This is a genomic window from Sporobacter termitidis DSM 10068 (assembly GCF_900130065.1).
Lineage (GTDB): Bacteria > Bacillota > Clostridia > Oscillospirales > Oscillospiraceae > Sporobacter > Sporobacter termitidis.
Map to the genome: position 1 here is coordinate 1 of NZ_FQXV01000020.1, position 22,596 is coordinate 22,596.

Sequence of the window (22,596 nt, forward strand, 5' to 3'; positions counted from 1 at the left end):
AGCACAAAGCGCGGCGATATCCGCATCAACGGCTCCGGCAGCACCGGCGGCGGAGCCTATGACAGCGTCATCATCAGGGGGACGGGGAAGGTCGCCGGGGACCTCAGCTGCAACGTCTTTCAGATCAGCGGCTCCGGCAGCGTCGACGGGAATCTGGAGGTGGAGGACGGGAAAATCAGCGGCTCCGGCTCGATAGACGGCGATTTAAAGGCCGCAAAATTCAGGATCAGCGGTTCCGGCAAGATTATCGGCAGCGTCAAGGCCGGGGAGTTCATCGTTTCCGGCGCCGGGACGGTTTTAAAGGGCGTCGAGGCTCAGTCTGTCAAAATCGAGGGCTCGGCAAAAATCGGCCTGGACTGCAACGCGGAAAGCTTTGACGCGGACGGCGGCTTTGAAATCGGCGGCCTGCTGAACGCCGACGAGGTGAAAATCCGCATCTATGGGATGAAAAGCAAGGTCCGGGAGATCGGCGGCGGGAAAATCACCGTCACGATGGGGCCCGCCCACGGCTTTAACATCGTCAGGACGATCGTTTCTATGGGTATCCTCAATCCCGCGCTGGAGACGGATACCATCGAGGGCGACGAGATCAATCTGGAGAACACGACGGCAAAGGTCGTCCGCGGCAACAGCGTCACCATCGGCAGCGGCTGCAATATCGGGCTGGTGGAATACAAGGACCATTACACCAAAAGCGCCGACGCCCGCGTCGGCACGGAGACCAAAATATAAGGGGCTTCGCGCCGTTAAATATAGAGCCGCCGGAAGCCTGCGCCATGCGCTCGGGCTTCCGGCGGCGCCGCGTTTCATGAGGCCGCCCGGGTTGATAATTGTAAAATCAGGGCATATAATGGAGGCTCAAATGAATTGCGTCTCGAGGCTGAAATGACAAGAAAATCCTTTGTAACGAAAATGCCGGACAAAGCCGGCGCTTTTTTGCGCGCTTCCAGGATCATCGCCGGGCATGGCGGCAATATCGTGCGCGTCAGCTATAACAAGGCGGTCGACCTGCATATGCTGTTTATCGACGTGGAGGCATCGCCGGAAAACCTCCGGGAAATTGAGCACGACCTCTTGGTGATCGGCTATCTGGTGGATAAGCTCACGGACGTCAGGGTTCTGGAGGTCGTTGTCAGGATACCGGACACGGCGGGCGCGGTGCTTCCCGTGCTCGAAATCCTCAACAGGTACGCCATCAATATCTCCTATCTGAACTCCTCCGCGTCGGGCGTCCCGTATCAGAGCTTCAAGCTCGGGCTGCTGATCGAAAACCCGAAAATAGTCAAAACGCTCCTGGATGAAATCGGCCAGGTCTATCCGATCGACATCATCGACTGCGACGCCTCGGAGGAGGAGCTGGACAATACCGTTTTTTATATCAGGCTGGCAAACGAAATGCAGGGCCTTTTGGGTCTTGACGATACGAAGGCCAGGCAGTTTCTCTCCGAGTCCAACCGCATCCTGCAGGCGCTGCAGTCCAGCGGGGAAAAGGCCGGAAAGGTCTTTGACCACATCCGGCGCTTTGCCGCCATCGTCAGCAGCTACCGGGGCGCGCATTTTCACGCGGACGTCCAGAAGCTGGCGCTTGGCGGCACGCTCACGCTCTACAGCATCCAGCCGTACTGCGGCAGCAACACCTACGTTTTCGTCACGCCGTCCGAGCTGGTCCTTATCGATTCGGGCTATACCATCTATGCCCGGGAGATGCTGGACATTTTGAACAGGCTGATTGACGATTTCGAGCGGCGGCCAAAGCGCGTTTATATCACCCACGCGGACGTGGACCACTGCGGGATGCTCTCGAAATTCAAAAATGCCGAAATCGTGATGAATCAGAAAAGCTACGACAGCATTGTCCGCCAGAGGGCGGGGCTGCCGGATTACCGCGAATCGACGGCGCTGCATATGGGGTACAGCAAAATCAGCCGCATCATTTCGGGCTACATACCGCCGGACCCTGAAAAAATCAGGGTCATGGACACCGGCACGCCCGCCGACCATCGGGACCTGCTGCCCATAGAGACGATACGGATCGGCGATAAGGAGTTTGTCGTCTACGAGGGCAGCGGCGGGCATCTGTACGGGGAGCTGATCTACGCCTCCGCGGACGCGGGCATCGTTTTTACGGGGGATTTGCTGGTCAATTATAAAGGCTTTTCGTGGGAGCGGTCGGAATTCAATTCCCTGGCGCCCTACCTGATGAAAAGCGTCAATGTGGATTCCGGACGGGCCAGGGAAATGCGCGCGCGGCTGTTGGAGCTCATAGACAGCATATCGGCGCAGCGGACGCAGCCCTGCGTTGTCTGCGGCGGCCACGGCCCCCTGTCAAAGCTTGTGAGCGGCGCACTCGTCAAAATAGATACCTGATAACAGCGGCTGAAAAGCCGCCGGAAGCCTTGGCGCAGATGCGCGGCTTCCGGCGGTTTTTTCCATAAATATGGGGGTGCGTTATTCCTCCTGGCGGTACGCGTCCACAAGGTCTGAGAGCTCCTCGTCGGAGATGGAAGAGATCCGGCCGCCGTCATACTGCGCGTCGACCCAGCCTTTTATGTACCGGACGATATCGTCGTTTTTGCCGGCGGTGATGTTCATATTCTCCTTCAGCCACAGGGCGATCCCGGCCAGGCCCGACGTGTTGCTGACGGCGACGGCCACGGGCCTGTTGAGTATTTTTTTCGTGTCGAAGATGTTGTAGATTTCCTCATCCTTCAAAAGCCCGTCGGCGTGGATGCCCGCCCTGGTCAGGTTGAAGCTCTTGCCCACAAAGGGCGTCATGTGCGGAATGTCGTAGTGGAGCACGTTCCTGTAATAGTCGGCGATCTCCGTGATGACGGTCGTGTCGATGCCGTCGGTCGTGCCGCGCAGGGAGATGTATTCGAAGATCATCGCCTCCAGCGGGACGTTGCCCGTCCGCTCGCCGATGCCCAGAAGGGAGCAGTTGACGCCGGCGGCGCCGTAAAGCCAGGCAGACCCGGCATTGGCGACGCCCTTGTAAAAATCGTTGTGGCCGTGCCACTCCAGCCACTCGGCGGGTACCTCGGCGTAATGGCGCAGTCCGTAAACGATGCCCGGCACGCTCCGGGGCAGAGCGACGCCGGGATAGGGCAGCCCGAGGCCCAGCGTATCGCACGCCCTGATTTTGACCGGTATCCCCGATTCCCGGGACAGCCGCATCAGCTCCCCCGCGAAGGGGACGACGAAGCCGTAAAAATCGGCGCGGGTGATATCCTCAAAATGGCAGCGCGGGATGATCCCCGCCGACAGAGCATCCTTCAAAACGGACAGATAATGCTCCATGCACTCCGCACGCGTCATTTTGAGCTTTTGAAAGATATGGTAATCCGAGCAGCTGACGAGGATGCCGGTCTCCTTGATGCCAAGATTTTTTAAGAGCTTGTAGTCCTCCTTTGAGGCCCTGATCCAGGTGGTGACCTCGGGGAACTGATAGCCCAGCTCCATGCATTTGAGAACGGCGTCGTAATCCTTTTTGCTGTAGACAAAAAACTCCGTCTGGCGGATGATGCCCTTATCGCCGCCGAGCCTGTGCAGCAGCTTGTAAATATCCACCATCTGCTCGGTCGTATACGGCGCGCGCGACTGCTGACCGTCCCGGAACGTCGTGTCGGTGATCCAGAGCTCCTCGGGCACGTTCAGCGGCACGTGGCGATGGTTGAACGCCGTTTTCGGAACCTCGGTATACGGATAAAGGTCCCGGTACAGATTCGGCGTACTGACGTCCTGCAGACTGTAATTATACGCATGCTGTTCCAGCAGATTTGATTTGGCAAACCTCAGCATATCGCACCTCCCAAAAAATAATAATTTTTAATTATACCAGTATTTGCGGGAGGGCGCAATATGCAGAAGCGAAGTAATTATAAAAACCGGGATCGAAGCGTCGCGCTTCGATCCCGGCGGTGTGTGTGATGATTTTTTTGACGAATTAATAAGTTTTGATCGGCGAATAGTACAGTGCTGATTCCAACAGAGAACCCTGAGCGCTGTAAATAAACGCGGCGGAGCATACTCTATACGTGCCGTGTTCGACATAATATGAACCGTCCAGAAGTACGCCGCCCATGCCAACCCCTGAACTGCTCCAGGATGTTAGCTGCTGCCAGGTGCTGCCGGTTTGCTTTTGCAGTGATATTGTCAGATATGCCGTATATGTATCGTTATTAGGAAATACTGTTCCACCGCATGATGCCTTTCCCAATGAATCAATACTTAGTCCTGCGGCCATTGACATAATTGCTGTATACGCTGGTTTCATGATACTATCCTGGGACAACACAGATTGATCAGTTTCATCAGCTGCATAGACCGGTAAAGTAAACGCCGCAATCAATAGAAGTACTAAGGCAAATCCGAATGTTTTTTTCATAAGTAGCCTCCTTAAAAAGTGTTTTCACTTAACATATGACAGTCGAAGTTGAAGTATGCAACAAAAATCTTTAAATTTCATTAAAAATAGACAATGAAAAATCTTATTTGACAAACTCAACGCTCTCCGCTATCTTAATTGCTTCTTTATCACTAATGTTTCCCTGAATGTTGAATAGATGATTATCCATGATCCAGGCAACGGTAACAATAGAGTCTTTATTGACTACGGTCCCTTTGTTGCCGTTAATTGTGATTGTTTCAACCATCCCTGCTTTTTCAGTATCAAAAGACATGCCGTAACTGGAGCTGTATTCCGAAAAGACAAATAATGAAGACTTATCTTTTGTCCCGAATTTGATGCTTCTGACGGAATCAATATTGGAAAGGGCGATTATCTCGTATCCATCTGGTACATAGCTCGGTACATACGCGTTTTTCCAATTAACCAAGAGCGCATTGCCCTGTGAAGCAGAGTTGTCGTCGGTGATTTGCAGATCCGTATACTTGGACTCAATATTCATCAGCACGTTCAAAACCTGCACGCGGAAGGCGTCGACGGTGAGCAGGGCGAGGGAGAACAGGGCGATGGCGGTCAGCAGGACGACGGCGGCTTTGTTGAGGAATCTGCGCGGCCGGCCCTCACGGCGCGCCGGCACCCGCTGCTCTTTGGTATACTTGTTGACCCGGGTAATAAATTTCTTCAGCGCGAGGGGCGGCGGCTCTTCCGCGGCCTCCGCGGCGTATGCCCCAAGCAGCTTTTCTCCCTCAGCCTCCGCCGTGAAGTTGTTGATCACAATGCGAAACAGCTGATCCTCATAACTGTCGTTGAGCTGGTTCAGATAATGCTCGGCCTTACTGTTTGTCATGAGGGCTCATCTCCTTTTCAATCAGTTTCTTGGCGCTGCGCCTGGCCCTGGTGAGATACTGGCGGACGCTGCTGCCTTCGATGCCCATGAGCTCGCCGATTTCGGCGTCATTCATGTTGAGCAGATATTTATAATTAAGCAGATCCTGCTGATCTTGAGGCAGTTTCATAATGGCGTTTCCGAGGGATTCAAGCTCGGATTGATAAAGTATCCTGTCTTCCATACCGTATTCGCGGCTGATAAAATGTTCCGACAGGTCCTCGTCCGCGCCCAGAAATCTGAATCTGTTTTCCACGTCCCGGCGGACGATGTAATTGATGGCAATGCTTTTGGCGGTGTAGTATATGTACGTTGACGTTCTGTAATTGTTCAGCGTTCGCAGCAGCGATACTTTTTCAATAAGCTTTAAAAACGCGTCGTCAATAAGGTCCTCCAGATCTTTTTTATCTTTAATGATATTATATATCGTTTTTTTCACAAATCCATAGTAAGTCGTATATAGATCGATAAGAAAATTCTTATCGTCATTTTCTTCAAAGGCTTCCAGATTTAACACGCACCCTCACCTCAATCTGATGATAACAGAAAAAAATAAATATTCCAGCAAATAATTTTTTGGCTTGACATAATATTTGCCGGAGAGCAGCTTTCCGCCGACAAAAAAACACCGGAAACCGGGCGGAATGCCCGGATTTTCCGGTGGAAACGGCATTAAATAAAAGAACATGCGAACGGCGGCTAACTGCCAGGACTTGCCGGCTTGGCGTTCTCCAAAAAAGAGGTTATAAAATCGTCGACGGATTTGCCGGAGCTTTTGATGGTCTCCAGAATATGGTCGAGCTCTTTCTGCCGCTGATGGCTGCTGAGGTTCCGGATTCTTGAATCGATTTCATTGATCTTTGTTTTATAGTTTTCGATTTTCGTCTGATACCCGGCCTTTTTTTCTTCCAGCTCGGTGATGATGACTTCCGAGGGCCTGGATGTACCTTTTGGCATAGTATACCTCCTTTGCGTTATAGCCAGATTCTAACCACCGGAAACGCATTATAAACGCCGTCTGCTATAAATCGGACTTCTTTTCATTTGCATATATTTTGATGGAAAATATTGTGAGAAATGATAGAAGACAGCATGTTTGCGGTAGCCGCAATCTTTTCGTGGAGGCACCGTATGAGAAAGGCGATTCTATCTCTGCAAATCCTGTTTTGATGATCGTCTGCCGGAGTGCTTGCTCTGTTTTTCCGAAAGCGGCTGCCGGGGCTTTTAATCGCGGTAAGCCGCCGCGTCGCTATGACCGCGGCGGCTTGCTGTTTACGCCGCGCCGGTGGAAGCTGCCCCGCCGCGCCTGAAAGGAAAGGCGCGTTTGGGAAGCCGTGCCCTACGCAGGCGGGAAGACGGCGGGCGAACACAGTTCGCCCCTACGGGCAGCTTGACGGAGCGTTCGCGCCTTAGAATGACAGCGTTAAGATAGTCTGCGCCATCCTGCTATGAGGTTCGGGGCCGCATCCAAGGGGTCCGGGCTGCACCCAAGGGGTCGGGGCGAAGCCCTGGGGGTTCCGGGGCGCAGCCCCGAACAGGGTATGGGGCACAGCCCCATCAGGGGTCATAGGGGGCGGCAGCCCCTATACCTTTTCCGGGCGGGTGGGGATTAAGGCTGCATCAGGTGGATGTAGTGGTTGGCCTCCCGGAGGTTGTGGTCGGTGTAGAGCGGGCTCATGATGGCTTTGACCTTGCACGACAGCATGCCCTGGGTGGCGGTGGCCTTGAAGGCGCTGATATCCTTTGTGTCGGGGAGCGCGCTTATTGTCGGGACCTGGGCCAGCGCGTCGAATACCCGCCCGTACCGGTCGGCCTCGTTGATAAACGCCGTCTCCGATGGGTCGAACAGGCCGCGCATCGATTTGGCGTGTTCGGCCATGTTCTGGTTCCAGAATTCGGCGTAGTTCTGATTGAAGTTCTCGTCCTTGTTCTGGAGTCCGGTCAAAAGCTGTATGTACCGCTGTGCCTCGTGCAGTATGTGGCTGATGTCCGCGGTGTAGAGCAGCGTGAAGATGCGGCAGGCGCTCTGGTTGTCCAGAAGGTCGGCCTTAAAGGCGGCGAAGGCGTTTACCATATTCAGAATATAGCCGTTCAGTTGGTTGACGGCGTCCTCTGTCTCGGGCGTGATGCTGTATGTCGTGAGGGGCTCGATGTTGTACTCCATCTGTGTCAGGTAGCCGTCTGTGCCGATCCCGGTGGAATTCTGGACGGCCTGCTCGGCGGCCTCGGTGAAATTCGTGTAGTACTGGCCCGACTGGAGCGCGCCCGACGAGACAAGGCCGTTTGCGTGGCGGATAGTCTCGGAGAGCAGGACGGCGAACTGCTGCTTGAAATGCTCGGCCTGGCGCGCGATGTGGTTAAGGGGCGGGGGCATGGCGCTTTCGATGAAAATTGCGTGCTCCTTCATGATCCTGACCCAGAAAAGGTTGGACTCCAAGGATAGCTGTATGTATTCGGCGCTTGAGAGCATAAGGCATTTCTCCCTGAAAATAAGTTAAGAATGGACGGTAAGGCGGGAGCAAGCCCCCGTCGGCGTATGGTGACGGATACATGGCGTGAAGTGGCTGGGACTTCCCTGAACGCAAAAGTACCGTTACAGCGTATGACGGCGGCCGCCCGGCGGTTCATCGCACACGGAAAAAAGAACGCGCGACGTTGTAGTCGCGCGTTCTTTATAGCTTTGAGAGGGGTGCGGTGTCCCGGCGTTATTCCGCCGTGAAATCGGATTTCGACGCGCCGCAGACAGGGCAGACCCAGTTGTCGGGCAGGTCTTCAAAGGCTGTGCCGGGAGCGATGCCGCTGTCCGGGTCGCCGGCGGCGGGATCGTACACATAACCGCAGATTTGGCAAACGTATTTTTTCATGATGATTCCTCCGTTTATTATAGATGCGGTATTTCTACACAGAATATACCACATCCGCTTGTGAAGTTGTAGGTTTATCTTTATAATAAGCTTAAAAAGCGGATGAATTTGTGATAATGTCACTTTATCGGCGGCCAGTTCCCGATATAATTGTCACTATAGAGAAAAAATGCCTTCAGGAGGGATACCGATGTCAACCATTACAGTGACAAAAGAAAATTTTAACGCCGAGGTACAGGAAGCGGGGACGCCCGCGCTCGTGGAATTCTGGGCGCCCTGGTGCGGCTATTGCCGGCGGCTGGCGCCGGTGCTCGACGTGGTGGCCGGCACCTACGAGGACAGGCTGCTCGTGGGCAAGGTCAACGTGGACGAGCAGGAGGAGCTGGAAAACCGCTTTGAGGTCATGACGCTGCCAACGCTTATTCTGTTCAAAGGCGGCAGCGCGGGCGCGCCCCTCGTCAACCCCGGCTCCAAGGCGGAAATCGACAGATGGCTGAACGAGCAGGGAATACAGTAATTAAAATAAGAAATGAGAAATTAAGACGGGGGGACGTAAAGGCGTATGATCGAGGCAAGCTATGATACCGTCATTATCGGCGGGGGGCCGGGCGGCTATACCGCAGCGCTGTACTGCGCGCGCGCCGGCCTGAAGACGCTCCTGCTGGAGAAGCTGTCGCCGGGCGGCCAGATGGCCACCACGAGCCAGGTGGATAATTATCCCGGCTTTGAAAACGGCGTTGACGGCTTCGAGCTGGGCGAAAAAATGAAGCAGGGCGCCGACCGGTTCGGGGCGGAGAGCGCGCTGTCGGAGGTCACAGCCGTCGACCTGGCGTCGAGCCCGAAGCGCATTGTCACGCCGGACGGCGCGTATGAGGCCAAAACGGTGATCCTGGCCACCGGCGCCTCGCCGCGGACGCTGGGCCTGCCGGAGGAGGCGCGCCTTGTCAGCCGGGGCGTCGCGTACTGCGCCACCTGCGACGGGATGTTGTACAAAGGAAAGACTGTCATCGTCAGCGGCGGCGGCGATACCGCCGTGACCGACGCGCTGTTTCTGTCGAAGATCTGCAGCCGCGTTTATCTTGTCCACCGGCGCGATACGCTCCGGGCGTCGAAGAGCTTTTTGGCGGCGCTCCGAAGCGCGCCGAACCTGACGTTTATCGCCGACTCGAGAATCAGCGGCATTTTATACGATAAAAAAGTCACGGGCGCCAAAATCGAAAACGTCAAAACGGGCGGCCTCACGGAGCTTGCCTGCGACGGGATTTTCGTCGCCATCGGCAGGATACCGAATTCCGGGCTGTTCAGGGGCCAGGTCGACATGGACGAGAGCGGCTATATCGTCGCTGACGAGACGACGCGGACGAGCGTTCCCGGCGTTTTCGCCGTCGGGGACGTCCGCACAAAGCCCCTCCGGCAGATCGTCACCGCCGCGTCCGACGGCGCTGTGGCGTCAAAATTCGCCGAGGAATATCTGATGGAAGACAGATAGCTGTCCCGCCAAAAGAAAATTTTAAAATGCAGCCGGATTCATCATGGTCCGGCTGCACTTTTGCGCGGCTTTAAATTATTAGGATAATTATTATAAAAAAATCGGAAAAAATGCCGATATATTTGATAGAAGCAACAATCTTGAATTTCAGATATTGAGGTGAACTGACGATGGAGAGCGGCAACAAATCTTTGCGTACCAAAATGATTTTGTGCATTATCCTGCCCGCGCTGGTGTGCTTCTCGGTTTCGGATTATTACATATTGAAAATCGCTTTGGGGGCTCCGGGGATGACAGACGCGCTGGCCCGGACGCTCATTACCAGGGATATCCTGGTGTTCGGCGCTTCCTTTGCCGTTTTGCTGGTCGCGGTGCTGCTCACCGCCGGGGGCATCGTACGGCCGTTAAAGCTGCTGGCCGGCTATGCCGCCAGGCTTGCCGCCGGCGATACGGACTTCAAGGTCGCCACGGCGCGGCGTCGCGACGAGCTGGGCCAGCTGAGCCGGTCCATCCGCGCCACCCAGATCACGCTGAAAAAGGTCTCCCTGATTTTAGGCCACGCCTCCGGCGACATTCTGGCCGGCAACCTGTCCGTCCGGGCCGACGCGGCAAAATATCCGGGTGATTTCGGCCGGATCATGGTGGGCAACAATCAAGTGGACGACTCCATTTGCGGCCTTATCCGCCATATCAGGACGGCGGCGGAAAACGTGGCCTCCGTTTCCCAGCAGATGAGCGCCGAGGCGCAGAGCGTCGCCCACGGCGCCACCGCCCAGGCCTCTGCCATCGACGAGATATCGCGGACGGTCGCCGACGCGCTGAAGCGGACGAGGGACGACCGCGACAACGCGGACAGAGCGCGCCGGCTTTCGGAAACGGTCAGCGCCAAAGCCGCGGAGGGCAGCGAAAAGATGAAGGAGCTGTCCCGGGCGCTGGAGGCAATCAACAAATCGTCGTCGTACATCTCCGACGTGATCAAGATCATCGAGGATATCGCGTTCCAGACAAATATACTGGCCCTCAACGCCTCCGTCGAGGCGGCGCGGGCCGGCGTTCACGGCAAGGGCTTTTCCATCGTCGCCGAGGAGGTCAAGAGCCTGGCCGGCAAAAGCGCCGCGGCGGCAAAGGAGACAAACGAGCTGCTGGGCGACAGCATCAGCAAGTCCAGACAAGGGCTGACGATCGGCGAGGAGATGGAAAGGGCGCTCTCCGAGATCGTGGACAGCCTGGACAGCTCGGTGGGCTCTATCGCCGATATCGCCGAGGACTGCGTGCGCCAGGCGGACACCATCAAGCAGCTCAATCATGGCCTGGGGCAGATATCGCAGGTCGTGCAGAGCAATACGGCCACCGCCGAGGAATCGGCCGCGTCCAGCCAGTAGCTGGCCGCCCAGTCCGCGACGCTGATGGAAATGGTTTTGAACTACAGGATCGAGGTGGAACGCGTCGTCGCCACCCCCACCGGCTTTAACGAAAGCGACTATTAATCAGGCGCCACGAAGAAAAAACGGCGGTCAAACCGCCGTTTTTTGTTGTCGTTCAGTCCTCGATCAAGCGGTCGATCAGATGGCGGAGAAATTGCCGCCGGTCGTCGGCTTCGGTGAGGTCTGCCTGCAAAAACTGCCTGTAGATATTCGGGACGACGCCGAGGGCGAAAAGCCCTGTCATAAAGACCTGCGTGATGGAGGCGCGCAGGTCCTTTTCCGCCATCCGGCAGCCCTTGGCCACGAATTTTTGATAAACGGTTTCCATAAAGCGGTTCATTTCCCGGACGGCCCGCGTCTCGGTGTTCCCGTTGACCATCGCCTCGTAAAAATGGGCGCGGGTCGTCTCGGGGAAGTTCTGCGCGCCCTGTGTCAGGTGGTCCATGATGGCAAACAGCTGCTCCTTTGGCGGGAGGCTCTCCGTATGCGCGAGGTCCTTCCAGTCAAAGGCATTGTCGATGGTCAGCTCCAGCACTTTGTCCAAGAGCTGCTCCTTTGTCCTGAAATAATAATTGATCGCCGCGATATTGACGTCCGCCTTGGCCGCGATGCGCCGGACCGTGACGTTATTGAAGCCGTACTCCTCGACCGCGGCGATTGCCGCCTCGATGATCCGCAGCTCAGCGCCCTCCATGAAACCACCCCTTGTCTTTGCGTCATATTTTATAGGATATTCCGTCAACATTCAAGACAATGGCCTTCATCAGAATTTAATCTGATTTTAATTGCATTATAGCGCGCTCCGTATTATATTAAACATTAGTTTAAAACAATTGTTTTATATAATAGAAAGGAGATGCTTTTATGAGCAATCACAATCAGAAAGCTGTCCTGGTTACGGGCAGCTCCTCCGGTATCGGGCGGGCCTGCGGTATGTATCTGGCCGAACGGGGGTATCTCGTCTTCGCGGGCGTCCGGAAAGGGGAGGATGCGGATAAGCTGGCCGGCCTTGGCCTCAAAAACCTTGTGCCCGTCTGTCCGCTGGATATGACAAAACCCGAGGATATCACCGGCGCGGGGCGGACGATCGAAGAGGAGCTCTCAAAGCGCGGCATACCGGGGCTGTACGCCGTATTGAACAACGCCGGCGGCGGCTTTATCGCCCCGCTGGAGCTGATGGACATCGACAAGTGGCGCCGGGAGACGGAGACGCGCCTGGTGGGGCCCGTCGCGCTGCTGCAGGCCACGCTGCCGCTCCTCAGGAAGGGTGGGGGACGGGTGCTGTGGATTCAGACGCCCGGCCTGATGCCCATCGCCTTTGACGCCAGCATCCACGCCTGCGATTTCGCGTCCAACTGCCTGTCCAGGACGCTGGGCCAGGAGCTGAAACCCTGGGGCATCCCCAGCATCCAGATCCGCTGTGGGGCGATCAGCACGCCGTCCGTCGAGCGCAGCTACCGGGAGCTGGCGGCGTCCATGGCGCAGTGGTCGTCCGCCGGTCTTGAGCTGTATAACGAGGCGCTGCGCAAAACGGAAAAGAGCTTCAGGGCGATGGACGCCGGGAGGAGCGACCCGGAAATGATCGCGCGGCTCGTTTTCAGGGCGCTTGGCGACAGAAAGCCGAAACGGCGGTATCATGCCGGCGCCATGTCGGGCGTTTCCGCCGTCATGGAATGCCTGCCGCATCCGCTGGTGGACAGGATCATGGAGAAAAGATAAAAAATAATGTGAAAACCGATTGTCAAAAAACCTGCAAACAGAGGACAAAGCCTCGCAGAGTTTGCCGCCGGAGCGGCAAATAAATTCATCATTTGTCACGCAGGAGGACATGCGCCTCCGGAGTGAGCTCCTCATGCAGACCCTTGTCGATAAAGCCCAAAGGGCTTTATCGACAGTCTGAGGATGGTTATGCTGCCGTGGCAGCATAACCATCCTATCTCCTTTTATTCCGAATCATTCCGAAGCAAGCGAGGAACCGATTTCCCGCAGGACCGAGTGCAGCTCTTCTCTTTCCTTTGCCGGGCTGTTGCGCATGCCGGTAACGACAGGGACCTCTCTGACATCGAATTCCAGCAGCTCAAACATGTGTTTCGTATAGTCAATATACGACTGGAACAGGCTGGAATCAGGATTGCCCTGATTAAACGTCAGAATCAGTTTCTTATCGGCGGCATTTTCTTTTTTATAATATGGGGAATATCGCGGAGAGAATCGCGCAAACATCCTGTCGACGACTATCTTTGCCTGGGCCGTCATCTGCATCATGTAAATCGGCGAGCCGAAAACAATGGTGTCGGCATGATCGATCGCTTTATTCAGCTTATCCATGTCGTCGTTGATAACACAGCCCTGATCGCCCTTGTGGCAGCCCCAACAGCCCCGGCACGGTTGGATATCAAGATCGCTGAAATTGAAGGCGTGTGTTTCGGCGCCCCGTTCTTCGGCGCCTTCGAGTATTTTGTTGACGATCCAGGCGGTATTTCCTTCCTTTCGGGGACTGGCGTTAATTCCGATGATATTCATCCGTCCGCCGCCCTGCGCGTCTGTTCTGGTCACGGTTTGTGCCTTATTTTGTGTGTTCATTTGTAATTCCCCTCTCGGAAAAGAGCATTTATGTTTCCTTGGCAACATAAATATCCTATCACTTTATTGTTTCTGCGTCAACAATAAAGTGCGGCTGTATCATGCGCCGGTGCTCCGGCGTTTTGATACAGCCACCTACAGGGTACTTTTTGATAACCCCATTATTCATAATCGTTTCGATTCGTTATAGCCGGGCCTTGCTTCTTTATTTCCGCATCCAAATGCCTGCAATACTTTTCCACGAAGCTCAGAAGGATGTTAAATTGCTCCTCGGTTACCTGCTCGAATACGGCTTTATCCCGCTCCCGGAACTCTTGGTGCAGCGCCTCGTGGATTTTGTGAATGGATTCCCCCTGCCCGGTAAGCTTAAAATAGATTTCTTTCTTGTTCTCCGGCTTCTGGTAGCTTTCGATCATGCCCTTTTTTATGAGCTTCTTCGTTATTTTACTTATGGCGCCCCGCGTCATATAAAGGGTCTCCGCAAGCTTTGTCACGTTGGAATCGGCATTTCTTCCGATGTGTTCGATGCAATCCACCTCGGAAGACTTATACCCCTTAAGCGTGTCTTTCATCTTATACTTATGGAGCAAAACTATCTTTTTGTATAAGTTCGTTAAACCAGATAAAAGCTGTTCTTCTCTGTTCATGGCCAGTCCTCCCGTCCGTTGAGCATTAACGATATTATAGCCAATTTTTGTTTCTGTTTCAACAATTTTATGGCGGGTTTTCCCCAACGGGAGACACGAGAACACCATGCGCCGTAATTTTTCCAATATGCCGAGGACCGGCTGGCGGTCTTGTACAATCAGCAGTACTATTTCGACATGCCGCAACGTATTCTATTGACAGACGACAGAACCGATGAAGCGATTGGAGGCGGACAGCATGAACAGAACGATCGGCGCGGCGGGCCTGAAGGCGGCCTACGCGTACCTGAATAAGAATCCGGAAAAAAACATCCCGAAGCTGCTGCGATGGGTCGACAAGTACGACAAAAAGAACCTGCACCTCAAGAAGCGCGTCGCCGTGCGGCGCGCCGTCGAGGAAAAAGACAACTGGTACAGGCTCCTTCTCAGCCTCTGGGACGATATCGACCCCGGCGTGAGGAAAGCTTTTTTTAATAATTTTGTCGTCAACAATCTGGTTGTCAACTGGGAAAGGCAGATAAATCTGAGAAAAGAGCATGGCTGCAACATCCCCATGGCCTTGCTCATGGACCCGACCTCTGCGTGCAATCTCCATTGTACAGGCTGTTGGGCCGCCGAATACGGACACAATCTCTCGCTCAGCCTTGACACGCTCGACGATATCGTCAGGCAGGGCAAGGAGCTCGGCGTCCGTTTGTTCCTGTTTTCGGGCGGCGAGCCGCTCCTGCGGAAGGACGATATCATCCGGCTCTGCGAAAAGCACGGCGACTGCCTGTTTGCCGCGTTTACAAACGGGACGCTCATCAACGAGGCGTTTGCCGCGGAAATGCTGCGGGTCAAAAACTTTATTCCCATCCTCAGCATCGAGGGCTTCGAGGAGGAAACGGATGCCCGGCGCGGCGCGGGGACATACAAAGCCGTCGTGAGCGCGATGGACCTGCTGCGGGAGAAGAAGCTGCTTTTCGGCGCGTCCTGCTGCTACACGCGCCGGAATACGGAAACGATCGGCAGCGAGGCGTTTTTTACCGAGCTTGTGAAGCTGGGGGTGAAATTTGCCTGGTTCTTTACTTATATCCCGGTGGGGGCCGACGCGGTGCCCGAGCTCATGGTGACGGCGGAGCAGCGCGCGTTTATGTATCGCCAGATCGGCCTGTTCCGGCGGAGCCTGCCCCTGGCGCCGCTGGATTTCTGGAACGACGGGGAGCTGGTGAACGGCTGTATCGCCGGCGGCAGGAAGTATCTGCACATCAATGCCGCCGGAGACATCGAGCCCTGCGCGTTTGTCCACTACGCCGACAGAAATATCCGCGACACGTCGCTCCTGGACGCGCTCAAGTCTCCGCTGTTCATGGAATACTGCCGCAATCAGCCCTTTAATGAAAATCTCCTGCGCCCATGCCCGCTGCTGGACAATCCCGAAAGGCTGGCCGCCATGGTGGACGCCTCCGGCGCGCGCTCGACGGATTTCCTCCACGCCGAGGACGTTCATCAGCTCTGCGCGAAATGCGGCGACACGGCCGCCTCCTGGGCCCGGACCGCCGCCGGCATCTGGCGGGAAAAGCAAGGCTGCCAGAGCTGCGCCGCCTGCGCGGCGCCGCCCCCCAAAGCGGCGGGGGAATAAATAAAGACCGGAGACATACATTGTCTCCGGTTTTCGCTTATGTCAGGCGGACAGGCTTTCGTAGATGACGCTTAAATTTTCCTCCATCCGCTGGAGATACGTTTTGCCGTCCTCGCTGCTTTCGATGGTGTTGATTGCCCTGACACTGGCGCCGGTCTCGCGGGCGAGGGTGTCGGCCACGTCGGTGCTCAGAAGGGCCTCGCTGAAGACCGTCGTCACATGGTTTGCCCGGCAATAGTCGATGAGGGCCGCCATCTGTTTCGCGCTGGGCTCGCCCTCGGCGAAGACGTCCTCAACGCTGTTCTGGCTCAGCCCGAAATCACGGCAGAGGTAGGCGAACGCCGCGTGGCCGGTGACGAAATTCCTGTTCGTGACGGCGGCGAATTTGGCGGCATACGCGCCGTAGAGCTGCTCCAGCGCCGCGACGTAATCGTCGCTGTTTGCCTGATAATAGGTCTTATTCCCGGGATCGGCCCGGACGAGGGCGTCGCGGATGTTCTGAACCTCGGTTTCGGCGCACTTGAGGCTCAGCCAGATGTGGGGATCGTACTGGCCGTGCTCGGAAGCCGCTTCCGCGTCCGCCGCGGTGATCGGCTGGATGCCGGCGGAGGCGTCGACGGTAATGAGCACGGCGTTGCCCGCCGCCTTGACGGCGTTATCCGCCCAGCTCTCCATGCCGAGCCCGTTGAGAATAAGAATGTCCGCCGTGCTCAGCGCGGTGAGGTCCTGAGCTTTCGGCTCAAAGTCGTGTGGCTCCGTCCCGTCGGGGATGATGACGGAAACGGCGACCTTGTCCCCGCCGACGGCGGCGGCGAATTCCCTGAGCGCGTCAAACGACACGGACACTCTGATTTTGCCGCCGTCCTCGGAGGGCGCTTTCCGCGCGCAGGACGCGGCCGGCAGGATAACAGCGGCGGCGAGGAGCAGGGCGAGGATTTTTTTCAGCATGGCGGCCACCTTGTAAAATTTCTACTTGCAAATAATTCGCATTTGCGTTTATAATTATAGGCGTTACGGGAATAAATTGTCAAGCAAATCGAACAACTAATACGGGTGTGACTTTATGATCAAAGCGGAAAACCTTTATTTTTCCTATACCGGCGCGGCGCCGTACATCCTCGGGGGTGTAAATCTCGAGCTGAAGGACGGCGAATACGTCTCGGTGGTCGGTGACAACGGCAGCGGGAAGTCGACGCTGATCCGGCTGATACTGAAGCTTTTGAAGCCCACAAGCGGGCGCATTGAAACCACGGCCGGCCGGATCGGCTACGTCCCGCAGAGGAGCGACGCGGCCCACTCCGGCTTTCCGATCACGGTGCGCGAGATGCTCGATTCGTACAGGCATCTGCTGAAGCTCAAAAACCGGGACGTGATCGATGACAGCCTCCGCCAGGTCGGGCTCTCGGACTATTCCGGAGCGCTGATGGGCACGCTTTCCGGCGGGCAGAGCCAGAAGGTGATGATCGCCCGGGCGCTGATGGGCGACCCGGAGCTTTTGGTGCTGGACGAGCCGTCAACGGGTGTGGACGTCCACAGCCAGAAGGAGATTTACTCGATCATCAAAAAGCTCAACAAGGAAAAGGGCATGACCATCGTGTCCGTGGAGCACAATCTTGTGGCCGCCATATCGAATTCCACGCTGATATACCACCTGGACGTCGGCCACGGGCACATCTGCACCCCGGCGCAGTTCGCAGCGGAGTTTACGGGCATCGGCCTGGACGGAAGGGAGGAATAAGGGTGCTCAGCTACGGCTTTATGCAAAACGCGTTTCTCGTGTCGATCTTCATCGCGGTGCTGGCGCCGAGCATCGGCATTTTTCTCGTCCTGCGGCGCTATTCCATGATCGGCGACACGCTCTCCCACGCCTCCCTGGCGGGCATCACCATCAGCCTTGCCTGCAACCAGAACCCCGTGTTGGGGGCCTTCGTCTTTACCTCCATCAGCGGCGCGCTGATCGAGTTTCTGCGGGGCTATTTCAAAAAGAATACCGACCTTATTTTATCCATTGTGCTGGCGCTCAGCGTCGGCACAGCGATCACTATCATCAGCTCCGGGCGCCTGCACACGAACGCCGACGCATTTCTGTTCGGCAGCGTCCTGACCGTGACGGTGTCCGACACGGTCCTGGTGATGATCCTCAGCGTCATATCGGTGCTGGCGCTCATCGCGCTCTACCACCAGCTCGTTTACATCGCCTACGACGAGGAGGCCGCCAGGATCGCGGGCGTCCGGGTCCGGCTGCTCAACTATATCTTTTCCGTGCTCGTGGCCTCGGCGGTCTCCGTCACCATCCGGATCGTCGGGGTCCTGGTCATCAGCTCGATGATCGCCCTGCCGGTGGCCGCCGCGCTCCAGCTAGAAAAGGGCTTCAAGACCACGCTGGTTTTCTCCGTCGTTTTCAGCGTCGTGGATATCATGCTCGGCCTTGTCCTGTCCTATTACCTGGGCGTCGCGCCGGGCGGCTTTACGGCGCTCGTGTCGGTGGCCGTGCTGATTGTGGTGATTCTCGCGAAAAAATGTGTTAGAATAAAGGCGACGTCTAAAGTATAGAGGTGACGTGTTGTGCCTGAAATAGTATGGCCCGAGGGACTGAAAAAGACAAAGCAGCGCGACGCTGTCGTTAAAATCCTGGAAAGCGCCGAAGCGCCGCTCTCGGCGCCGGACATCTACGCGCAGATCGAGAAGGACGGGCAGGCCGTCTGGCTCTCGACGGTCTACAGGATACTCGAGCTCTTTACGGAAAAGGGCCTTGTGACAAAAACGCCCGTTCTCGACGGCGACATGGCGTACTACGAGTTGCGCCGCCACGACCACCGCCACTACGCCGTCTGCGTCGACTGCCACAAGATCGTGCCGATCCAGGACTGCCCGATGACCGGCTTTGAACCGAAAATTTCCGACGACTTCCGCGTCCTGGGCCACCGCATCGAGATGTACGGCTACTGTAAGGACTGCGATAAGCGCAATAAATCGTCAAAGGAGTGAGCGTATGACAGCTGCGGACTTCAACAGACTTGGCCGGGAGCTCCAGGAGCTCCTGATCCTACGTTACGCGCCCATTGCGTTGAAGCTCCTGAAAACGGAGGGAGATATCCCGCCCGGCGCACTCCGTCCCAAACGGGACCTGGGCGAGCATCTGGCCCTGTGCCAGGCGTACGGCATGGTGCGCCGGGAGAGGAAAAGCCTTGTGCTGCTCAGGGAGGACCACTGGTGCGTTTGGCCCCTCATCGGCTTCGGCCTCGTCGAATTCAACGAGGGCGCCGCGTATTACGACAGGGCCGTTACGGGCAATTTTATTGAAAACCCGGATAAGGCCAGGGCTTTTTTCAAAAGCTCTTATCCCCGCCTTGACGAGGGCAGCAACATCGGCCTGGCGCTGGCGCCGCTGGACGGCGCGAACTTCATACCCGATATGGTTCTTGTGTACTTAAAGCCGGCCCAGCTCCGCAGCGCCCTCATGTCCGTCAAGTATAAGTCCGGGGAGCTTTTGCACTGCGCGCTTGACGCCGTCGATTCCTGCGTCCACTCCACGATACCGCTCCTTAAGGACGGGCAATACAAGATCACCGTGCCCGATCCCGGAGAATACGAGCGCGGCCTCACCGACGAGGACGAAATGATCCTGTCCGTTCCGGCCGGAAAGCTCGGCGACCTGGTGGCTGGGCTCACGCTCCTGTCGGAGCGCGGCTTCGGCTACCGGCAGCTCCACATGGAGATGAAAACGGATTTTCCCCGCCCGCAGTTTTATGACGATCTCTTCCGCCGGTGGGGGCTCGACACGGGCGAAATCTGGAAGAGATAGAAAAAAATGGCCGCGTTCTATCCCGCGCATAGAATTAAAGAGGGCAAGCACGTCATGTGCCTGTCCTCTTTCGTGTCCTACAGCGCGGCTCTATTCTTCCTCGCCGCAGTTGCATTCGCCGCCCCCGTGGTCGCCGTGGCAGGCGTCGTCCTTATCCGCGAACCGGATATACTCCAGCGTATTCTTGTCCATGCGGTCCAGCGCCTCGGCGACGGTCAGCCCGGCGCCGCTGTACCGGGTGACGCAGGCGTTGGCGATGGTGTTGAAGATTTCCGGCGTGAAGGCGCCGGTGATAACGGCCTCGCAGTCCCGGCCGACGATTTTATCGGCGAGCGCCGCCGCGTCGCCGCCGTGCTCGATGGCCTCGTAGGACATGGTGTCCGTCTCCACAAACAGGAGAAAACGGCAGGATTCAAAATTTTGAGAAACCGCGCTGGACAGGCGCTGCCCGTCCGCGCTGACGGCAATCAGCATAAAGGTAACCCCCAAAGCAATAAATTGTCCTGATTATCCCATAAAACGCGCGGGACTGCAACAGGCTTTCGTGACTCCGGCGTCCCCGGTTGGACAACCATGGCCGCCCCGGTCAATACACCTTGCCGAACAGCAGCTCAAGAAACGCCCCCGAAAATGCCATGACGCCGACCTCCGTATTCGAATATAAACCACGGGATTATCATACCATGACTGGCGGAGAAAATATATATCGGGGCTTGGTGGAAAAAGCTAAGGCGCTTGATTGTAAAATATCGGCGCATGGGCGCTGATTTATCACTTTATTGTGGTTGGTATACCTTTGTGATAGAATAATTTGACTGTTATTTTTCTCTAAAATGAGGTGAGGATTGTGGAATATTTCCGGATACACGGCGATAATATCGTTGAGTGTGAACGCATACTCAATTATTTGAAAGATGGAATGAATATAATTTCATGCAATAGAGACTTTTCGTCCTTGGCATGTCCAAGGGTTAGGTTAAGCTTTGAACATCATTCCGTAAAATATGATTGGTGTATTGAGCTTTTTCCGGGGTTCAATAAATCAAACAGGAATCGTTGGGAAAACAATATTTTTGATGCACTGAAGAAAAACGGGAGTTTCTTGGACGAAACCCCCGACGCTATAATAACTAAGGTCGACGGTAAAAACGAGACGGTTTTGTATGCTGTGGAATTTTGCAGCGCTTTACAAGCGGGTAACCAGGCGTGGCAAAGAAGTGGCCGTGCTTATTCCGTTGGAAGAGCCGGTTGTCCATATATATACATCATTGATTTCGTAAAATATGAGTTGGACACTTCAACCCGTAAACGGAAGGCTCTCCGTTTCCCCAATGCAGCTGTCCCATATAGCTACATAAGTTTTTCTAAATATACAGATAATTTTATTGTCCAAGCCTATGTTAAAGCGGAAGAGTTTCAGCCGGCATATGATAGGAAACTTAGGGACTTTGATGAAACTATCTTTGCAGTTAAAGAGCTTTCGGAATACATGATCCTTAAAATGCTCTCTAAAAACACATCTGCTCTCGAAAAACAGTTGTTAAACAAAAATGCACTTATGGTGGAATGGCTTTCCAAGGAGAACAAGAGAAGCAGTTCTTTTGACAGTAAAGATTGGCAAGCGGTTTATGAGACAAAAGCAACTGTTATCAGTCATTCTATTGATACGCACCGCTTCAAATTCATAAAGAGCATCGCAGAAAAATCAGCTGCCGGAAAGAGCAGAGAGTTTTTAGAAATTGTTAAGGCTTTAAGTGTCGGAATGGGTTCTAAGGATCTGCCGTTTGGCCTCATTCCTCCAAACAAACGAAAAGCTTTTGCGACTGAAATAACAAAGCTATACGGTGCGGATGAAGAAATATCATTAAAAATCGCAGATGGACACGCTCCTCTTGTTATTTGTATGGTAAAAGGCTTCAAGCCCCGTGGAGACGATAACCGGCCGGATAGAGGAATCTTACCGTTAGTTGCCATGCTTTCATCCGAAAACGCAGAAATTATGACATTTATATATGGACCGCTGCTGAAAACAAATTTTGATTATTTATGTAAAAAGCCAGCCGAGTTAGCGCGCCGCAGTGGTTTTTGGCGAGTCTTTATGGCACTGAGTGATTATTTCGTACTTGATGTACCACTACTTCCTGGAAGAGCTGGTCATGCAGAACGAATTATTTACAACGCCCCAATAAAGAAAACGTATACGGAACAAAAGCCAAACGGAAACTATCAGCTCCCAACAATCCCCGTAACGCCGAACTCATATCACGAAGATGATGTTGACACCGTGATTCATTCACTTTTCAGGCATATGATTCCAAGAGGTTGTTTTGAAGGGCTGTGTAATCCTCCCGGCGGCGACTGGAGCGGAATGTCTGTCGTGCTTGATGGAAAGGAATACAGGTGGCTTTCGTTGCCAAGAGTCAGTACAGACAGCAAACGACCCGACCACGTTATCGAACTATTCGGGATAAACAACAAGCCAACATTGTTAATTATTGAATCTAAAGATAGAAAGATTGATTTGGAGAACAGTGTCGGAATACACCTTAAAGCATATTTGCAATATCTATTCTCATTTACGGCCAGCGTCGAGAGAGCGGAGGGGGGCTCATGGGAAATTTCCAACGCTGCAATTAACGAAGATTATTTTAACATGGTATCTGCAGGAGCATATATCTCAGATGAAATTACGTCACCAAGTGAAATATTCACAAGGTGCCAATGCGACATGGTATTCGTATTGCAGCCGGACACAACGGCGGGTAAGTGGAACCTTCGTGTCTTCAGCAATACAGATAAAGGAAATGCCATTAAAGACTACATAATCAATGGCTTAAAAGACGCCGGCGAAACAATAATTAATGTTCTTTGA

At 54.8% G+C, this 22,596-nt stretch carries 24 protein-coding genes; 12 read left to right on the top strand and 12 right to left on the bottom strand.

What is annotated here, in order from left to right; genetic code table 11:
• Positions 1-732 (top strand): polymer-forming cytoskeletal protein (locus BUB60_RS18365; RefSeq protein WP_084726614.1); only part of this gene is annotated, 732 nt, incomplete at its 5' end.
• 153 nt (positions 733-885) lie between these two features.
• Entirely contained in the window at positions 886-2,367 is a 1,482-nt protein-coding gene (locus BUB60_RS18370; protein WP_073082800.1) for an MBL fold metallo-hydrolase, read from the top strand.
• Positions 2,368-2,448: 81 nt separating this feature from the next.
• Here BUB60_RS18370 and BUB60_RS18375 read toward each other — a convergent pair whose 3' ends face one another.
• The 7 genes from BUB60_RS18375 to rd form a co-directional block, all read right to left on the bottom strand.
• Positions 2,449-3,798: a 2-isopropylmalate synthase gene (locus BUB60_RS18375; protein WP_073082803.1), complete on the bottom strand. Its 1,350-nt coding sequence runs from the start codon at positions 3,796-3,798 to the stop codon at positions 2,449-2,451.
• Positions 3,799-3,943: 145 nt separating this feature from the next.
• The gene (locus BUB60_RS18380) at positions 3,944-4,384 is read right to left on the bottom strand and encodes a hypothetical protein (RefSeq protein ID WP_073082806.1); all 441 of its coding nucleotides are present in this window, start codon (positions 4,382-4,384) and stop codon (positions 3,944-3,946) included.
• Positions 4,385-4,487: 103 nt separating this feature from the next.
• A complete protein-coding gene (locus BUB60_RS18385) occupies positions 4,488-5,252 on the bottom strand; it encodes a DUF4367 domain-containing protein (RefSeq protein WP_073082809.1) in 765 nt (254 codons plus the stop codon).
• On the bottom strand, positions 5,239-5,808 hold the full coding sequence (locus BUB60_RS18390) for an RNA polymerase sigma factor (protein ID WP_073082813.1): 570 nt from the start codon (positions 5,806-5,808) through the stop codon (positions 5,239-5,241). Before BUB60_RS18390 ends, BUB60_RS18385 begins: the two co-directional genes overlap by 14 nt.
• Positions 5,809-5,990: 182 nt before the next feature.
• Positions 5,991-6,248, bottom strand: coding sequence for a hypothetical protein (locus BUB60_RS18395; RefSeq protein WP_073082816.1), 258 nt, complete (start codon positions 6,246-6,248; stop codon positions 5,991-5,993).
• A 652-nt stretch (positions 6,249-6,900) separates the two neighbouring features.
• Positions 6,901-7,761: a DUF2935 domain-containing protein gene (locus tag BUB60_RS18400; protein WP_073082821.1), complete on the bottom strand. Its 861-nt coding sequence runs from the start codon at positions 7,759-7,761 to the stop codon at positions 6,901-6,903.
• 235 nt (positions 7,762-7,996) lie between these two features.
• The gene (rd, locus tag BUB60_RS18405) at positions 7,997-8,155 is read right to left on the bottom strand and encodes a rubredoxin (protein WP_073082824.1); all 159 of its coding nucleotides are present in this window, start codon (positions 8,153-8,155) and stop codon (positions 7,997-7,999) included.
• Between the two features lie 190 nt (positions 8,156-8,345).
• Between rd and BUB60_RS18410 the strand changes: the two genes are divergently transcribed.
• From BUB60_RS18410 to BUB60_RS18420, 3 genes are all read left to right on the top strand, one after another.
• On the top strand, positions 8,346-8,672 hold the full coding sequence (locus BUB60_RS18410) for a thioredoxin family protein (RefSeq protein WP_073082828.1): 327 nt from the start codon (positions 8,346-8,348) through the stop codon (positions 8,670-8,672).
• Positions 8,673-8,717: 45 nt separating this feature from the next.
• Positions 8,718-9,644: a thioredoxin-disulfide reductase gene (gene trxB, locus BUB60_RS18415; RefSeq protein ID WP_073082832.1), complete on the top strand. Its 927-nt coding sequence runs from the start codon at positions 8,718-8,720 to the stop codon at positions 9,642-9,644.
• A gap of 170 nt (positions 9,645-9,814) precedes the next feature.
• Positions 9,815-11,026 carry a methyl-accepting chemotaxis protein gene (locus tag BUB60_RS18420; protein WP_073082837.1) on the top strand — a complete coding sequence of 404 codons (1,212 nt, stop codon included), beginning with the start codon at positions 9,815-9,817 and terminating at the stop codon, positions 11,024-11,026.
• 157 nt (positions 11,027-11,183) lie between these two features.
• On the opposite strand, the gene BUB60_RS18425 is transcribed toward BUB60_RS18420, so the two are convergent.
• A complete protein-coding gene (locus BUB60_RS18425) occupies positions 11,184-11,762 on the bottom strand; it encodes a TetR/AcrR family transcriptional regulator (protein WP_073082840.1) in 579 nt (192 codons plus the stop codon).
• A gap of 170 nt (positions 11,763-11,932) precedes the next feature.
• On the opposite strand from BUB60_RS18425, the gene BUB60_RS18430 reads away from it, so the two are divergent.
• Positions 11,933-12,787 carry an SDR family NAD(P)-dependent oxidoreductase gene (locus BUB60_RS18430; protein WP_073082843.1) on the top strand — a complete coding sequence of 285 codons (855 nt, stop codon included), beginning with the start codon at positions 11,933-11,935 and terminating at the stop codon, positions 12,785-12,787.
• Positions 12,788-13,021: 234 nt separating this feature from the next.
• Here the strand turns inward: BUB60_RS18430 and BUB60_RS18435 are convergent, their stop codons facing one another.
• Together BUB60_RS18435 and BUB60_RS18440 are read right to left on the bottom strand one after the other, a co-directional pair.
• Positions 13,022-13,591 (bottom strand): flavodoxin family protein, encoded by a 570-nt coding sequence (locus BUB60_RS18435; protein WP_073082900.1) that lies wholly within the window; start codon positions 13,589-13,591, stop codon positions 13,022-13,024.
• A gap of 221 nt (positions 13,592-13,812) precedes the next feature.
• Positions 13,813-14,298: a MarR family transcriptional regulator gene (locus BUB60_RS18440; protein ID WP_073082846.1), complete on the bottom strand. Its 486-nt coding sequence runs from the start codon at positions 14,296-14,298 to the stop codon at positions 13,813-13,815.
• A 238-nt stretch (positions 14,299-14,536) separates the two neighbouring features.
• On the opposite strand from BUB60_RS18440, the gene BUB60_RS18445 reads away from it, so the two are divergent.
• Positions 14,537-15,919: a radical SAM protein gene (locus BUB60_RS18445; protein WP_073082850.1), complete on the top strand. Its 1,383-nt coding sequence runs from the start codon at positions 14,537-14,539 to the stop codon at positions 15,917-15,919.
• A 42-nt stretch (positions 15,920-15,961) separates the two neighbouring features.
• On the opposite strand, the gene BUB60_RS18450 is transcribed toward BUB60_RS18445, so the two are convergent.
• Positions 15,962-16,867 carry a metal ABC transporter substrate-binding protein gene (locus BUB60_RS18450; RefSeq protein ID WP_073082855.1) on the bottom strand — a complete coding sequence of 302 codons (906 nt, stop codon included), beginning with the start codon at positions 16,865-16,867 and terminating at the stop codon, positions 15,962-15,964.
• Between the two features lie 115 nt (positions 16,868-16,982).
• Here BUB60_RS18450 and BUB60_RS18455 point away from each other — a divergent pair, with 115 nt between their 5' ends.
• From BUB60_RS18455 to BUB60_RS18470, 4 genes are read left to right on the top strand one after another with little or no spacing between them, the layout of a single operon-like run.
• Complete coding sequence (locus BUB60_RS18455; RefSeq protein WP_073082859.1) at positions 16,983-17,657, top strand: metal ABC transporter ATP-binding protein; 675 nt, start codon at positions 16,983-16,985, stop codon at positions 17,655-17,657.
• A 2-nt stretch (positions 17,658-17,659) separates the two neighbouring features.
• Complete coding sequence (locus tag BUB60_RS18460) at positions 17,660-18,472, top strand: metal ABC transporter permease (RefSeq protein WP_073082863.1); 813 nt, start codon at positions 17,660-17,662, stop codon at positions 18,470-18,472.
• A 12-nt stretch (positions 18,473-18,484) separates the two neighbouring features.
• The gene (locus BUB60_RS18465) at positions 18,485-18,907 is read left to right on the top strand and encodes a Fur family transcriptional regulator (protein WP_073082866.1); all 423 of its coding nucleotides are present in this window, start codon (positions 18,485-18,487) and stop codon (positions 18,905-18,907) included.
• A gap of 4 nt (positions 18,908-18,911) precedes the next feature.
• Positions 18,912-19,724 (top strand): DUF169 domain-containing protein, encoded by an 813-nt coding sequence (locus tag BUB60_RS18470; protein ID WP_073082870.1) that lies wholly within the window; start codon positions 18,912-18,914, stop codon positions 19,722-19,724.
• Positions 19,725-19,814: 90 nt separating this feature from the next.
• On the opposite strand, the gene BUB60_RS18475 is transcribed toward BUB60_RS18470, so the two are convergent.
• Positions 19,815-20,198, bottom strand: coding sequence for a NifB/NifX family molybdenum-iron cluster-binding protein (locus tag BUB60_RS18475; RefSeq protein ID WP_073082873.1), 384 nt, complete (start codon positions 20,196-20,198; stop codon positions 19,815-19,817).
• 373 nt (positions 20,199-20,571) lie between these two features.
• Here BUB60_RS18475 and BUB60_RS18480 point away from each other — a divergent pair, with 373 nt between their 5' ends.
• On the top strand, positions 20,572-22,596 hold the full coding sequence (locus tag BUB60_RS18480) for a hypothetical protein (protein ID WP_084726616.1): 2,025 nt from the start codon (positions 20,572-20,574) through the stop codon (positions 22,594-22,596).